Below are 14,629 nucleotides of genomic sequence, written 5' to 3'. Positions count from 1 at the left end.
CATATGGCTCTTTATTTCCTCTATTGCATTTTTAATAGAATCTGTTATGATAAAGGCGATAAGAACCATTTGTCATCTGTTGTTCTTTTACTCCACCAATTAGAACAAAGGGGTGTTGACAAATGTCAAAAGTAACCATCATTGGTGCAGGTGCTATGGGAAGCGCACTGGTTGTGCCGCTTATCACGAACGGCCATGAAGTACGGCTCTGGGGTACGGAGCTGGACAACAAAATCATACGAGACCTTAAGAACGGCAAAGATCATCCAAAGCATAAGTATCCCCTGCCGAAGGCAGTTAAGCCCTTCTCGGAAGAAGAGCTTCCTGCAGCCATGGAAGATACCGATATGGTGATCATGGGAATTACGTCCGATGCTTTGGGCATGATTTTTGAGCGGGTCGTTCCTTACCTAAAACCAGGTATGATCATTGGCAGTGTGACTAAGGGTTTTGAATACGCTACAGACGGCCGCGTAGTATTGCTGCCGGACATATTAAAAGAAAAGCTTCCTGCCGAACTGAAGGATTCTATTTCATTTGTGTTTATCGGCGGTCCCTGTAAAGCCATTGAAGTAGTTTGGGAATCACCCACTTCGGTCTGCTATTCCAGTGCCAACCTGGAAGCAGCCAAGAAATTGCAAGCCACTTTAATGACACCGGTATACCGGGTGGAGGCCAATACCGATGTGATTGGCACCGAAATCTGCGCTGCCATGAAAAACGCTTACGCCGTTGGTTTAGGCATGGCCGAAGGCTTCAAAAAGCGAAAAGGCTTCCTGCATAACAATACCAAATCAGCTTTATTCACCTTTGCCGTAGCTGAAATGGGCATTTTATCCCGGGCACTGGGCGGCAGCCTGGTTTCGGTATACGGACTGCCCGGCGTCGGCGACCTGGAAGTCACCGGTGAAGCCGGACGAAACCGCACATTAGGCGAAGTTATCGGCGAAGGTCTGACTGCCAGCCAAGCCGTTGCAAAAATGAAAGCCGAAGGCATTACGGTAGAAGGCTACCCGGCAATTCGTTTTGGCTACCTTATGGCCAAGCAGTTGGAGCAGGAGCAAAAACTTTTTCTTAAAGAGCTCCCCCTGCTTGCCGGTTTATATGCCATTCTCTATGAAGATGCACCGGCCTATGAAACGGTTACGATCTTGTTGCAGCAATGCACTGGAGCTTATAAGCAATAAATTAAAGACATAATAAAGCCCCTGCTTTACTACTCGTAAAGCAGGGGCTTTCTAATTTCCCCGTCGATTTGCTTCCTTCTATACGCCAATTAGCGGCAAAGTGCTGCCGCCATGGGGCAAGACCATGATCCGGCTGTTCGGCAGGTCAAGCCGTTCAGCCGCCAATTGCAGCGCTTCCTCCAGACTGGTAACGGCCTGGATGCCCGTTCTGGCAAAAAACGCTGCATTCTCGGCCAGCGTGACCACAATAATGGGAAGCTCACGGGCAATATAGCCTGTTTTCAGCGCAATAAAACCGGGTACGGTAAACGCTACCCGCAACGCCTGTTCCGCCTCCAGCAGCGATGGATAGTGAAACCACTGGCTAAAGTCGGGTGGATCCTCAATGTCACGGCATTCCATCACGGCGATCATCAGGCCGTCAGGTTTGACGGCACCGGCGGCATTTTGAATGGCTTTACAGGCCTGATAAAAATTCATATCCTTTGGCGCACCGCCGGCAGACACAATCACCAGGTCGGCCGCCTGTGCCACCGGCACGCCGTAAATTTTCTCAACTTTCTTGCAGCCAGCCTGCCAGGCTTTCAGCCAGTGGCCAGCGAAGAAAGCAGCAATCTCCCCTTCCGGATTGAGCACCACATTGAATAAAAAGTCGGGCTTAACCATTTCCGCCATTTCCATCATATCCAGGTGCATTTCATTATCGTCCAGACGGCCGGAAGCGCTGCGGGGATTGACACCCTCTCCCTCGACTTTGCTTAAACAGAACCGGTGGTTTCCCTGAATACTGTCATAACCGGACACGCCCGGCAAAATGGCTTTACGTCCGCCACCAAAGCCGGCCATCGGGTGATAACAGATGCCGCCGGTCAAAATCACCCGGTCAGCCTCCACCACCCGCCGGTTGACGGTTACGGGCACACCGCGGCTGGTCGTGCCCAACCGGACAAACTGATCGGTTTCCGGTGCATAGCTTTGCGCAATGGTCACCCGGTCGACCACCTCCTGCCCGTAAGCCAGCAGGTTTTCCTCCGGACTGTGGGGCCGGTGCGCCCCCAGAGCGACCAGTACCGTAATCTGCTTGTCGGCAATGCCGGCAGCGTTCAATTCATCCAGCAGCACCGGCAGGAACAAATCGTGACGCACCCAACGCCGGGTAATATCAGAGACAATAATAACCACTTTGTCCGACGCCTTTACTTTGTGGCGCAAGGGTGGCTCGCCAACCGGCTCGGCCAAAGCCTGGCGGGCTGCCTCTACAATATTACCTACACCGGGCGTCAGATTTCCCTCCACCACATCCACGCACTGTACGTCCGGTAATACCAGACGAAGGCTCTGTTCACCAAAAGCCAGTTCTATTTCCTGCATCTTATCGCTACCCCTTCCAGTTCCAGCCTATTGCCTGTGCCACTCATTGTCCCAGCGACCTATGCGCCAAGCCCACGGCCACTTCGTTCAGGTTCAGCACACCGACGCCAAAATAAATGGCTACACACAGATGTTCACCGCTGCGGGCAATCCCGATTTTACCGCCTACATTCAGCCCCGCTGCCTTAGGCGTGATCTGCTCCAGCGCCGCGTGAGCCGCACCGGCCACCGCCCCTTCGCCGACATGGTCATTTTTCACTAATCCCTGTCGCTGCGCCGCGACAACCGCCCGCTCAATAATCTTTTTAACCGACGACAAATATTCGCCGCCAAAATCAACGGCCACCGTCAATATCCCTTTGCCGCCAAACTGCTCCTGGCAAGCCTGCTCGGCCCGCCTATCCTCGCTGATCGCCATGGCCAGTGCCGCCTTGCCCACATCTACACTGCTGACTTCCACGTTATACAGCCTCCTGTTTTATTGATATTGTATTGGCAATCGGTTCTTTATCGAACAGATAGGTTCCAAAAAAAGCAACCAGGCACACAATCCACTCTATATAAATGGGCTGTCCCAGCGCTTTAACCGCCGGAACAAATTGATAGGCAACCAAAGCCAGTATCCCTGCCACCGTTGTATAAAAGGCTGAATTTTTCCGGCAAAACTGCGGCGCAAACATGGTAAACAGAAACACCAGCGTAAAAGCTGTAGTCAGGCTTAAACCAATCATCATAGTTTTTACAATGCCCACGGCATTAAAGGCCAGCCATAGGGTTAGCAAGCCCAAAACCAGTATGGCATACCGGTTTACCAGAGTATACTTCTTATCGTTGATGTCCGGCTGAATAAACCGCTTGTAGATATCCTGGGTAAATAACGTCCCTGCCGCCAGCAATATGTGGCATGCAGTCGCCACATCAGCAGCCCAGAGTGCAGCCAGTGTCAATCCGGAAATAATCGGGTCAAGACCCATAATCATATAAGGCATAGCCAGTGTTGCCTTCATGGCCGGATGCGCCGCCCGAGCGGCAACTCCCATAGTGGCGCACAAAAAACCTGTCGGCAGCATGAGCAGCGCCCCCCACAGAAAACCCTTTTTCGCAACTTGACCGCTGGTTGCCGCACAGGCTACCTGTACCGGTCCCTGGGCCGTAATTGTCTGGGTCATCATTACGGCAAACCAACCGGCTACTGTCACCAGTCCGAAACCGCCCAGCGGGCCGAACCAGTCAACATCGGGCGGTAATGCTGCCGCTATGGCCGTCAGGCCTCCCTGCTTGGCAACAATAGTCAGTGTACTAACCAGAATGCCCACATAGATGAGTGATACGCTTAATATGTTCGATAATCCTGAGGACCATAAACCGCCTAAAACAGTAGTGCCGATAAACACGATTGCGCTGGTGATCATGCCAGTCTGTAAAGAAAAAATATCCGGTAAAAGTGAGGAAAGAATAGCCCCACCGGCAATATACTGGAGCGAAGTAATGACCAGTTGAATAGTGATCATGCCAATAACCGCAACCATCTGCCCCTTTTTATCGTAATAACGTTCAAACAGTTCCGGAATAGTGGTGCAATTTAGCTCACGGTATTTTTTCGCCGCCACCAGAGCCATGCTCACCGCGCCAGCCGCCCAAGCCACATTGTACCAGCCGGCGGCAATGCCGAACTGAAAGGCATTTTCCGAAACACCGATGGTCGACGCGGCGCCAATGGCCGTGCCGGCAATATTGGCCGCTACCAGCGGCGTGGTCAGCTTACGGCCGGCAAATAAAAAACCCGAGCTGCTCTCAGTACGCCGTTTTACATACATACTGATCCCGAACAGCACAAAAATGTACGCAATAATAATAACCAGTTGAATATTCAATTTCTCCATCCTACCTTTCTACTTTTGGGCTAGGTAAAAAAAAGCACTCCAAAGTCGGAGTGCCTGTGCCTTTTATGTCGCCCCAGCTTGTTGGTTTACTAACCATTCTACTATTCTACCTGTTTATAGTAACAAGCTTTTTGGCCTACTGTCAATCTGTTTTCCGGGAAACAAGGGATAATTGTCAATTCAGCGCAATAAATCCAGGCCATATGTACTCATACAAAAGACAACCGGCAGGCATTGCTTTATCCTATTTTTTACTGATCTTCACAGAAAACCTGCCATTAGCCGATAATTGAAATAGTTACCGCCTTCCGGTAAAGCCTGAAGGCCGCCAATCCGGTACAGCACCGGACGGCGGCCTCATCCTTGCAGGCTATAGCAATTTGTCTGGTTATTGCATAACAAACATAACTTTTATGGCATTACTTGTTTTATCTGCCATTGTGGTAAAAGCGGCAAGCCCGTCTTCCAGCTTAAACTTATGTGTAATCAACGGCTCGGTCTTTATTTTCCCCTGTTCCAGCAGCAAAGCGACGGCAGGCCATTCATACCCCGGATACGGCGCGCTATAGGACATCCAGGAGCCGGTTACTTCCAGTTCACCGCGCAAAATTTTCTCAAAACTATGGGGCGGCAACAGAAAGTCTCTGGTAGCTGTGCCGATAAAAGAAACCTTCCCCAGCTTTTCCACTGCTTCTATGCTTTGCCTCTGGGTAACCGGCGTGCCGGCTGTTTCAAATACCGCCGAAGGTTGTCCGTGTTCCTGCATAAATTGTACCGGATCACAAGCCATGGCATTAATAATCACATCGGCCCCTAATTGTTTTGCGATATCAAGCTTAGCCTCCACTACATCCACGACATATACTTTGCCGGCCCCGATGGCCTTTAAGCACTGCAAGGTCAGCAAGCCGATAGTACCGGCACCAAATACGGCCACCGTAGCTCCTGCTTGCATACGGACTCTGCCAATACCATGGAGAGCTACCGAAATAGGCTCAATCATAGCACCGGCTAAATAGTCGGTATCCGGTGCCAGGGGAATAACATTTGCGGCCTTCACTGCGATATATTCGGCAAAAGCTCCCTGCCGGCGTGACCCAATAAAATCATAGGTTTCGCACATGGCCGGTCGTCCCATCCGGCAATACCGGCAAGTTCCGCAAGGCAAAAGGGGAGCCGCCGTTACCCTGTCTCCTGCCTTAACCTGCGTCACCAAACTGCCTGCGGCAGCCACACAACCGGAGAATTCATGGCCAAAAACAATCGGATAGCTGTGCACTGCTCCCTGCAGCGCCCGCGGCATATCGGAGCCGCAAATGCCACACGCCTTAATCTGAATCAGTACCTCGTCCGCCTGAAACTCGGGAATATCTATTTTTTCCAGTCGCAGGTCACTCGGACCGTAAGCGACCAATGCTCTCATCTTATCCACATTCCTGCCTCCCCATGGCTTTTTTTCATCGTTTAATTGCGTATACATAGTCGTCAATACAATTGATAATCCGGTCCTTTAACAGCCTTTCCGGTTCATTTTTCAAGTTTCCCGTTCTAATCTTATGGTATTGCACAGGCAGGTACTGACTGATTACCGTAAGCGGAATCGTGACCGCCTGAAGATTATGAATCAATTTGTCCAATGCTAATTTAACCTCGGGCAGCGGCAGATAATAACGGCAGCGGTCAGAAAAGCTAAACTTTCTCGCATAGCGTACTTTGTCCGAAGGACCATGATAGTGCGATTTCCAGTAGACAGGATTACTCCCCATATACCAATCCAACACATCCATAAAATTGGACTGTTCCACTTCCGGATGAAATTGAAACAGTTCTTTTTCAATGCGGGCCAAAGCAAACAAGCCTTCTCTCATGGCAAAAGTCAAGGCCGGCCCTACTTTTAAAATGGCAATCCCATCTTCAACCATTTCTTTTAGAGCCTGCGGTGTTTGATAATCGGTAGAATGACCTTCAAACACCATGTCCTGATACTGCTTTAGCGCTCCAGTCAGTTCACCGGCAGCCGTGCGATCATAGCTGTGAATACTCTCATCGCCAAACTCCACTCCCGGCTGCACCACAACGGCAATGACATACTCCCAGGCGGGCAGCAGGTTATGTGCTGTAAAAGCCTGCCGGAAGGTTACCAGCGTATTTTTGAAGTCCTCAGCTTTTGTGACCTGAATACCTTCCTCTTCTTCCTGACTTCCGCCGGGAATCGGCACTTCGCTCCCAATCACATAGACCGGGTGAAGACTGGCTGGATTGCCTTCTTTAAGCAAGGCATAAGCGGCTTCCGCTTCCCGGCATAAAACGGCACCACGCTCCGCGATCACCGCCGTATCCAGGGGATTTTCCCTGTCGTCATCACCCAAATGCATACTGGTATCCAGGTGAATTTTAGTAAAACCGGCTGCTACATACTGTCTGATTAATTCTCGGGACTTTTCCATAGCTATAGCGGCCGGTTCATTCTTCCAGGTCAGCGGTCCCAAATGATCGCCGCCTAAAATCAGCTTTTCCAGTGGAAATTCAACCTTTTGCGCAAGCCGATAGACAAAATCACGAAAATCGGCCGGTTGCATACCGGTATAACCGCCAAATTGATTTACCTGGTTGGCCGTCGCTTCGATCACTATAAATTGATCATCCACCAGTCCCCGTTCTAAAGCGGCTTCAATGACGTATTCGTTGGCGCTGCATATCGAATAAATTCCTTGCCAGACACTTTTTTTTCGTTCTTTTATTAAAATTTGCAACGGATGTTTCGCTTGCATAACAGTCCCTCTCCTCTCCGGTTGACCGAAATTTCTTAGCACTCTGCTAAAGTGATCCATATCGACTGACAAGAAATAAGGGCCAGAGCTTTGCCCTCCAGCCCCGTTCTCCACCAACCGCTATGCTTTATAAGAAGTTGACTGTTCCTCAACCTGCTTCAATTCTTTGCTGATCCCTTTGGAATATTTTATAGTCAGCAGGACAGATGCAATATAGATGACACCAATGACTACCAAGCCTGCTACATTATCGGGGTTGAATAGCTGGAGCAAAATATAGGTTATCGGACTGCCGCCCTGATCCATAGAGGCGACCTGTGTTACGCCGGCTGCCAGTTTAGTCCCCGCTTGTTGCGCCAATATCGTATGAAGTCCAATGGTCTGAGTAGAAATCCAGAGCGTCCCGGCCATAATCACAAAACCGGAAATCAGCGTTCTAAACAAATTACCGCCATGGATTCCCACCGCCATGGCAACAAAAAAACCGATTGTCGCCAAATCACCAAACGGCAAGACCTTATTGCCAGGCACAATAGCCGCAATAATTAAGGTTAACGGCACAAACAGCAGACTGGCCGCAACTACTTGCGAGTCCCCTAACAGCAGAGCCGGGTCCAAACCGATATAGAACTTTTTGCCGGAGAACTTCTTTTCCAGCAGTTCTCTTGCCGAATCGGCTACAGGCAGCAAGCCTTCCATAATGCATTTAACCACTTTCGGCATCAACACCATAACAGCCGCCATCTGCATGCCTAACTGCATAACCAGGTCAGCGCCGTAACCGGCCATGGCGCCAATAATGCAGCCTAAAATCAAACCGATGATCATCGGCTCACCGATTACACCAAACTTTTCTTCAATTTTTTCCGAATTGAAATTAATATCTCTAATGCCGGGAATGCGATTGAGCAGCCATTCAATCGGAACGGCTATCGGCCCGCAATAAGCGGAAGTACCGTGCGGTATAGCCACTCCTTTTAAGTCATAATACTTTTCTACAACCGGTGCAAACCAGTCGCCTAACTTGAATACAATCGCTGCATGAATGGCCACACCGGCCAGACCGATCATTAAACTACCGGTAGCAATATGCAGCAGCGCGCCAGTGAACGCCATATGCCAGATGTTCCAAATATCCACATTCACCACTCGGGTCAACCCCAATACCAGCATGACCACATTGACGGCTACAGCAACAGGGATAGATAAACCACCTATCTGCGAGGCCCAGGTCATCGGCGAAGAGCCCGGCCAGCCGACATCAACCACTGTCAGACTGACACCAAAACGTTCTGCCATTAGTTTCGCTGCCGGTCCTAAATTATTCAACATTAAACTAATAACAAGACCAATTCCGATAAAGCCGATACCAATCATAACCCCGGACCGGAAAGCGCGCCCCGGTTTCTGTCCCAACAGTAGCGCAAAGATAAAGATGACAATCGGCAGCATAACCGAAGGACCCAATTTTAAAATATATTGAATGAACTCCATCCTTACATGCCTCCTCAATGTATTGAATCATTTTATGCGTAATTTTGTAATTTTTTCTGCCCACATCATCAGAAAAGTACGATATAAGCTGGACTTATTCGTCCATTTACGGTATTTTTATAGTAGGTAGTTTTACTCCTGGTAGTTATACTGTCAGCCTAGCCGCTTCAGTTAACCAGGAGCCTTTTTTATTTTCGCAAATACGCCAGAATTTTTTCGCCGGCTTCCTTTGCGCCCACACCGGATACAAAGGGCATGCCACTTTCCAAAGGGATTCCATAATCCTTCGTAACCCGCGATGTGGTAACAATTAAATCCACCTTTTGATTTTGGCAGTTAGCACTGATTTCCGATACACGGCACTGTACAATTTCAATATCAACACCTTCTTTCTTGCATAACTCGACAATGCGATTGGCTGCGACAGTGGACGTTGCCACCGCACCGCCACAAGCCACAATAACCCGCTTCTTCACATCATTCACCTCCTTTCAGCACGATTAGCTCCAGCTATATAAAATAGAAGCATTGAGCTCAGGCTACCTTTTTATAAAGACCCAACTTTATTACCGTCTATCGCTATATGGCCTGATTAATAATCTCTGCCACGATGACCGGATCACCGGCTCTTCGAATTCCACTCATGATAGCTTCGTTGGCAAAAAGCCCCAGCAGGCGTTGTAAGAAAGCCAGATGATCCTGTGGATTATTAATGGCCAGCATGAAAACAATGCCTACATTGATGCTATCCTCTTCGGCTCCGCCCATCACATGAAACGGGACAGGCTCCTTAAGTACCCAAACGGCCGTGGTTGTCTGCAAGACATGACTGGCATCCGAATGCGGGATGGCCACACCAACACCGGCGGCAGCTATGCCGGTGGGAAATTCCCGTTCCCGCTCCAGCAGCGCTTGTACATACGACGGTTTAACAAACCCTTTCTCCAGCAGCACTGTCCCCATAGCGGCGACCAGTTCTTCGCAGCTTGCTGCCGCCACGCCAATTCTTACCAAAGACGGATCAATGGCAGCTACAGCTTTCTGAATTTCTGACATAATGTACGACCTCCGCAATAATGGAATTAGGATCTGTTAGTTTTCGTACCCGATCAATCAGATCCGTTTCTTTGATTAAATTGAAAAACTTAAGAAATAAATCTTTATGCTCTGTTTTTAAGGCAAGAACAAAGGCAATATGAATTTCCTCCTCTTCCCAGGGCGAAGGACTTTTTAAAACCGCAATCGCAATCCCCGGTTTTATGATATTGACCATGGTAGCCGTATGGGGGATTGCCATATGATCGCCTATATAAGAAGTAGCCCAGCTTTCTCTTTCCATAATATCGCCATAAAAATTTTCATTTACATATTTCTCCCGGCACATGACATCTGCCATGATTTTAATAAGCTCATCCTTGGCCGTTGGCGAATAAAACACGCGGACCAATTGCTCATCAAACAATTCTTCCAGTGTCACCGGCGAGCTGTCAGGCAAGTTCCTGTCATGTAACAGTTCATCTTGCAATTTTATATTAGCAATGAAGGTGTCAAACTTTTCGCTGTTCAAAACTTCCTCGAACGGCAGAAACGGGATGTCCTGGCAATGGGGATTTACCATACCGGTAATCAGAACGATCTCCCGGTTGGCTTGCTGCAGGTATAGAATTTCTTTGGAAATGTCTGTCTCGCTTTTAACCAGACCCAGGGGAATGACTTCGATATCACGCTTGAGCAGCCGCAGCTTATCCTCAATGACCCGCTTTATCTTTAAAGCTGTGCCGCGGCCGGTAAAACAGGTTGTAATGATCGTTTTTTTCAACTTGCGTTTCCCGTCACCACTCATTTTGGTCGGTACGCGCGGAAACATATCACCCAGCTCAATTAACGAATCGTATACGGTATATAATGTTGCTGCCGGTGCCACGGATTTGCGGATCGCTTCCATGACCAGCAGTGTGTCTACACGGGCAATGACCCGGGTCGGAATACCAAGTTCCTCAGTGATTAATTCACCTAAGTTGATCAATGAACCCATGTCCACCAAAAACAATACCCCACTGCCTCGATTAACCGCTTTTACCGCTTGTTTTACCCGTTCGTACACGCTTTCCACAGTTTCCTCAATCCCCATGGAGATAGCGATTCCATGGCGGATGCCGACAATCACCTGCGCAATATCAAGCAGCGCCTTGGCAACTTCCCCATGGGTCACAATAAGTAAGCCCACATTGTAATCAGACGGTTGATTTCTTTGCTGCTTAGTGAAAAAGTGATTGAGATATAAGGCAATAAAGCCGGCCTCATCTTCCGGGAAAGGCAAGTCTAACTTCATACTGAGCATTCTGGTAATTTTCAGGGCAATTCGAAATTCTTTGCGGTAGCTGTTTTTTATATGCTCACACTGGGGATTGATAATCGGTTTTCCTGCCCGCAGCCGTTCTACGGCTGCACTTAAATGCAGGCATAATATTTTAAAAATAGAAACATCCTGGGTGCCGAGCTCAGTTGCCAATATTTGCTCTAAATCGGCTAAGGCTCCCATCAAATCCTCGCCGACCAGATCGCGTAAAATAGCCTTGGAAATACCTGCGTATTTATGTTCGATATTTAAAGAAGTAGCTTTAATTTTACTTTCAAGTTCCGCAGCCAAAACCGCTTTAGCTTCAGAAGAGGAATGCTCTTCCAGTAATTCCTGCATCCTTTTTTCCATAAACTGATAAATGTTATATTCCGAAATTTCTTCCTGCAAAGGCGAAACCTGAAGCGGTTCGGCATGAGGAGCCATTTCAACCTCCTCATCAATAAAAACATCAAGGTCTGCTTTCTGTTCCATCACATTCATAAGTTGATTTGTTATATGTCCCGGCAAATCGTTCATGCTGATTTTCATGACCTCTTCGGTGCCGGACATAACATGCAAAAAGGCCTTGGCACAAATAACCTGAATATCCGATTTTAACTGTCCTACATTACCGGCACATTTGTACAGTACCAGCAGTTTCATGATTTCTTTCGGAACCTGAATTCGCTTATTGACACGGGAAGCCTCACCGGAGAAAAATAGCTTGATCAGCTTATACCGTTCGGAGTTTGGCCTGCCCTCCAGGGGAGGAATTTGTATGGCTACCGGAATGCGGCGGCGAAAGGTATTTAACAGGCTGGACTCAATATTCTCTGTTGTAGCGCCAATAATCATGAGGTTAACTTTACGGATCTGCTCTGTCTCACCTAAACGTGAAAACTGCCCTTTATCCATAATGCGAAAGAGAATTTCCTGCCCTTTCGGCGGCAAGCGATGGATCTCGTCTAAAAAGAGAATGCCCTTGTTGGCTTTTTCTACAAGCCCGACCCGATCCGCATCAGCCCCGGTAAAGCTGCCTTTGCTATAGCCAAAAAGCTGTGCCACCAATAGCTGCGGATTATCACCATAATCCGCACAGTTAAACACCACCAGCGGAATTGCCGTTTTACGTACCGCCTGAGCGAAGCGATGAATTTCCTCCACAAGCTGACTTTTTCCCACACCAGTGCTGCCGGAAATCAGGGTGTGCAGCCCGTAGTGCGGATACAGCACTGCGGCCTTTGCCAGCTTAATAACCTGACCCAAGCTGCCGTTATAGCCAACAATCCCGGAAAAGAAATCTTGTTCGGCAACCGCCGGCATAGAGCGTGCGGCACGCTGCGCAGCCGGTCGGGATTTGTGTAGCAAACGGTTTCTAAGTTCGCCAATTTGCTGTTTGTAGCGATTCAGGCCAAAAGCTGAAATCTGAAACCCGCTTTTATTTAACTCCAAAACTACTTTGCGCTGAGAAATGCCCGGCTCTTTCTCCAATATGGCGGTTAATGCTTCAATCAGTACAGTCTCCCGTCGAATAAGATAACTTGGAATATCAACGGCTTGCCTCAGCTCATTAACCTTTTCCCGCCCCACGCCCAAACGTTTCGCCAACTCCTCATCGGTCATGGGATTCTTCTTATCTTCCGTTTCAATTAACGAGAGCAATTTTTTCAGCAAGCTAACCCCTCCATTCAGTATATATTGCAAATGTTGTGCCAAAGTCATTTGATTTTTTTTACAAACTTTAAAATTCATGCTCCAACATCAGTAAATGTCCTGCAATTGTTTTAAATAGTAAAAATTTTCAGTCACCCTTCACCACAAAGCATACCACAAACTATTGCATATTTTTACTCTTTCGCCCAGCTATCATGTGTTATATAGTTTGTGCAATATCCTGCTAAAGGGATTTGTTATAGCCTTCCGGTTAGGTGATATATCCCGGCTCTCTGCCAAACCACATCACCCTGGATAATTACCGCTTAACAAAACAGGCAGGATATCTACAAAAGATATCCTGCCTGTTTTAGAACCTGTATTCAATCCTGGACACGCTGGAGCGGCGAGCTATTTTTCCGTTATTCCTGTTTTATCATGTTGAGAAAATAGCGGTGAATCCGGTCATCACCGGTTAGCTCCGGATGAAAAGAAGTAACCAGCATATTGTCCTGGCGGGCAATGACGGCCTTGCCGTTTACTTGGGCCATCACCGCAACATTTGACCCCACTTCTTCAATCAGCGGCGCCCGGATAAATACGGCCCGGACAGGTCCGCCGGCCAATTCCGGCACGGTCAGATCCTCCTCAAAGCTTTCCAGCTGCCGCCCGAAGGCATTGCGCCGTACGGTGGTATCCATAAGGCCCAACCGCGGCTGATCACTGTCAACAATCGACTTTGCCAATAAAATCATGCCGGCACAGGTTCCATAAACAGCCATACCTTCTTTCGTCCGCTGCCGGATAGTTTCCATGAGATCCCACTCAACCATCAGCTTGCCAATCGTCGTACTTTCACCACCCGGCAAAATTAGTCCGCCGATGCCTTCCAGCTCCCCGGGCTGTCTGACCTCCACCGCTTCTGCACCGCATCGTTCCAAAACGGTCAGGTGCTCACGGAATGCCCCTTGCAAAGCTAATACACCGATTTTCATCGTTTACCCTTCTTCCCTGTTCTACCAGCCGCGTTCCTGCATGCGCTCATGGGGCGGCAAAGTGTCAATTTCAATTCCTACCATAGGTTCTCCCATATCCTGAGATACTTCCGCCAGGATTTTAGGATCATTGTAGTAGGTGGTCGCTGCCACGATAGCTTTAGCCCGTTGTTCCGGATCTCCCGATTTAAAAATGCCTGAACCGACAAAGATGCCGTCACAGCCGAGTTGCATCATCAGAGCCGCGTCGGCAGGAGTTGCGATCCCGCCGGCCGCAAAATTGACCACCGGCAGACGGCCCAGTTTTTTTACTTCCAAAACCAGTTCATAAGGAGCCGCTATATTTTTAGCAAAGGACGCAACTTCTTCGGCAGGCAAATTCTGCAATTGACGGATTTCACTCATCACCATGCGAATATGCCTGACCGCTTCCACCACATTGCCGGTCCCCGGTTCTCCTTTGGTCCTGATCATAGCCGCACCTTCGGCAATCCGCCGCAGCGCTTCGCCCAGATTTTTTGCGCCACAAACAAAGGGCACTTTGAAATTGTGTTTATTAATATGGTATTTATCGTCTGCCGGAGTCAGCACTTCACTCTCATCAATATAGTCCACGCCAAGACTTTCCAGGATTTGAGCCTCCACAAAATGGCCAATCCGGGCCTTCGCCATAACCGGGATGGTAACCACATCCATGATGCGCTGCACAATCGTAGGATCAGCCATCCGGGCCACGCCACCGGTAGCCCGGATATCAGCCGGCACCCGTTCCAGCGCCATAACCGCGCAAGCGCCGGCCTCCTCGGCAATCTTTGCCTGTTCCGGTGTTGTAACATCCATAATGACGCCGCCCTTGAGCATTTCCGCCAGACCGGCTTTTACCCGAAATGTACCTTGTTGCATAGTAAATTCCTCCCCTAATTTTATCTTTATC

At 48.8% G+C, this 14,629-nt stretch carries 12 protein-coding genes; 1 reads left to right on the top strand and 11 read right to left on the bottom strand.

Annotated features, from left to right (window positions below):
- Positions 1 to 122 precede the first annotated feature (122 nt).
- Positions 123 to 1,187 (top strand): NAD(P)H-dependent glycerol-3-phosphate dehydrogenase, encoded by a 1,065-nt coding sequence (locus F3H20_RS12120; protein WP_149735179.1) that lies wholly within the window; start codon positions 123 to 125, stop codon positions 1,185 to 1,187.
- 78 nt (positions 1,188 to 1,265) lie between these two features.
- Here F3H20_RS12120 and larA read toward each other — a convergent pair whose 3' ends face one another.
- From larA to pdxS, 11 genes are all read right to left on the bottom strand, one after another.
- Complete coding sequence (larA, locus tag F3H20_RS12115; RefSeq protein ID WP_149735178.1) at positions 1,266 to 2,558, bottom strand: nickel-dependent lactate racemase; 1,293 nt, start codon at positions 2,556 to 2,558, stop codon at positions 1,266 to 1,268.
- 43 nt (positions 2,559 to 2,601) lie between these two features.
- Positions 2,602 to 3,018 carry a HutP family protein gene (locus F3H20_RS12110; RefSeq protein WP_091746647.1) on the bottom strand — a complete coding sequence of 139 codons (417 nt, stop codon included), beginning with the start codon at positions 3,016 to 3,018 and terminating at the stop codon, positions 2,602 to 2,604.
- A gap of 1 nt (position 3,019) precedes the next feature.
- The gene (locus F3H20_RS12105; protein ID WP_149735202.1) at positions 3,020 to 4,432 is read right to left on the bottom strand and encodes a sodium:solute symporter family protein; all 1,413 of its coding nucleotides are present in this window, start codon (positions 4,430 to 4,432) and stop codon (positions 3,020 to 3,022) included.
- 397 nt (positions 4,433 to 4,829) lie between these two features.
- A complete protein-coding gene (locus F3H20_RS12100) occupies positions 4,830 to 5,864 on the bottom strand; it encodes a galactitol-1-phosphate 5-dehydrogenase (RefSeq protein WP_149735201.1) in 1,035 nt (344 codons plus the stop codon).
- 34 nt (positions 5,865 to 5,898) lie between these two features.
- Positions 5,899 to 7,212 (bottom strand): class II D-tagatose-bisphosphate aldolase, non-catalytic subunit, encoded by a 1,314-nt coding sequence (locus F3H20_RS12095; protein ID WP_149735177.1) that lies wholly within the window; start codon positions 7,210 to 7,212, stop codon positions 5,899 to 5,901.
- A gap of 120 nt (positions 7,213 to 7,332) precedes the next feature.
- Positions 7,333 to 8,706 carry a PTS galactitol transporter subunit IIC gene (locus F3H20_RS12090; RefSeq protein WP_149735176.1) on the bottom strand — a complete coding sequence of 458 codons (1,374 nt, stop codon included), beginning with the start codon at positions 8,704 to 8,706 and terminating at the stop codon, positions 7,333 to 7,335.
- Between the two features lie 188 nt (positions 8,707 to 8,894).
- Positions 8,895 to 9,182: a PTS galactitol transporter subunit IIB gene (gene gatB / locus F3H20_RS12085; RefSeq protein WP_149735175.1), complete on the bottom strand. Its 288-nt coding sequence runs from the start codon at positions 9,180 to 9,182 to the stop codon at positions 8,895 to 8,897.
- Positions 9,183 to 9,285: 103 nt separating this feature from the next.
- Positions 9,286 to 9,762, bottom strand: a complete 477-nt coding sequence (locus F3H20_RS12080) for a PTS sugar transporter subunit IIA (protein WP_149735174.1) — start codon at positions 9,760 to 9,762, stop codon at positions 9,286 to 9,288.
- A complete protein-coding gene (locus tag F3H20_RS12075; RefSeq protein WP_149735173.1) occupies positions 9,728 to 12,721 on the bottom strand; it encodes a sigma 54-interacting transcriptional regulator in 2,994 nt (997 codons plus the stop codon). The genes F3H20_RS12080 and F3H20_RS12075 overlap by 35 nt, the downstream gene beginning before the upstream one ends.
- 401 nt (positions 12,722 to 13,122) lie before the next feature.
- Positions 13,123 to 13,695 carry a pyridoxal 5'-phosphate synthase glutaminase subunit PdxT gene (gene pdxT / locus F3H20_RS12070; RefSeq protein ID WP_149735172.1) on the bottom strand — a complete coding sequence of 191 codons (573 nt, stop codon included), beginning with the start codon at positions 13,693 to 13,695 and terminating at the stop codon, positions 13,123 to 13,125.
- A gap of 21 nt (positions 13,696 to 13,716) precedes the next feature.
- Positions 13,717 to 14,598: a pyridoxal 5'-phosphate synthase lyase subunit PdxS gene (gene pdxS, locus F3H20_RS12065; RefSeq protein ID WP_149735171.1), complete on the bottom strand. Its 882-nt coding sequence runs from the start codon at positions 14,596 to 14,598 to the stop codon at positions 13,717 to 13,719.
- Positions 14,599 to 14,629: the final 31 nt, after the last annotated feature.

This window comes from Propionispora hippei DSM 15287 (assembly GCF_900141835.1).
Classification (GTDB): Bacteria; Bacillota; Negativicutes; order Propionisporales; family Propionisporaceae; genus Propionispora; species Propionispora hippei.
This window is presented reverse-complemented; position numbering and strand designations above follow the sequence as displayed.

Bases quoted from the DNA above. Each gene is read 5' to 3' on its own strand.
- F3H20_RS12120 (WP_149735179.1), top strand. From the start codon at position 123: ATGTCAAAAGTAACCATCATTGGTGCAGGTGCTATGGGAAGCGCACTG.
- larA (WP_149735178.1), bottom strand. From the start codon at position 2,558: ATGCAGGAAATAGAACTGGCTTTTGGTGAACAGAGCCTTCGTCTGGTA.
- F3H20_RS12100 (WP_149735201.1), bottom strand. From the start codon at position 5,864: ATGAGAGCATTGGTCGCTTACGGTCCGAGTGACCTGCGACTGGAAAAA.
- F3H20_RS12095 (WP_149735177.1), bottom strand. From the start codon at position 7,212: ATGCAAGCGAAACATCCGTTGCAAATTTTAATAAAAGAACGAAAAAAA.
- F3H20_RS12090 (WP_149735176.1), bottom strand. From the start codon at position 8,706: ATGGAGTTCATTCAATATATTTTAAAATTGGGTCCTTCGGTTATGCTG.
- F3H20_RS12080 (WP_149735174.1), bottom strand. From the start codon at position 9,762: ATGTCAGAAATTCAGAAAGCTGTAGCTGCCATTGATCCGTCTTTGGTA.
- pdxT (WP_149735172.1), bottom strand. From the start codon at position 13,695: ATGAAAATCGGTGTATTAGCTTTGCAAGGGGCATTCCGTGAGCACCTG.
- pdxS (WP_149735171.1), bottom strand. From the start codon at position 14,598: ATGCAACAAGGTACATTTCGGGTAAAAGCCGGTCTGGCGGAAATGCTC.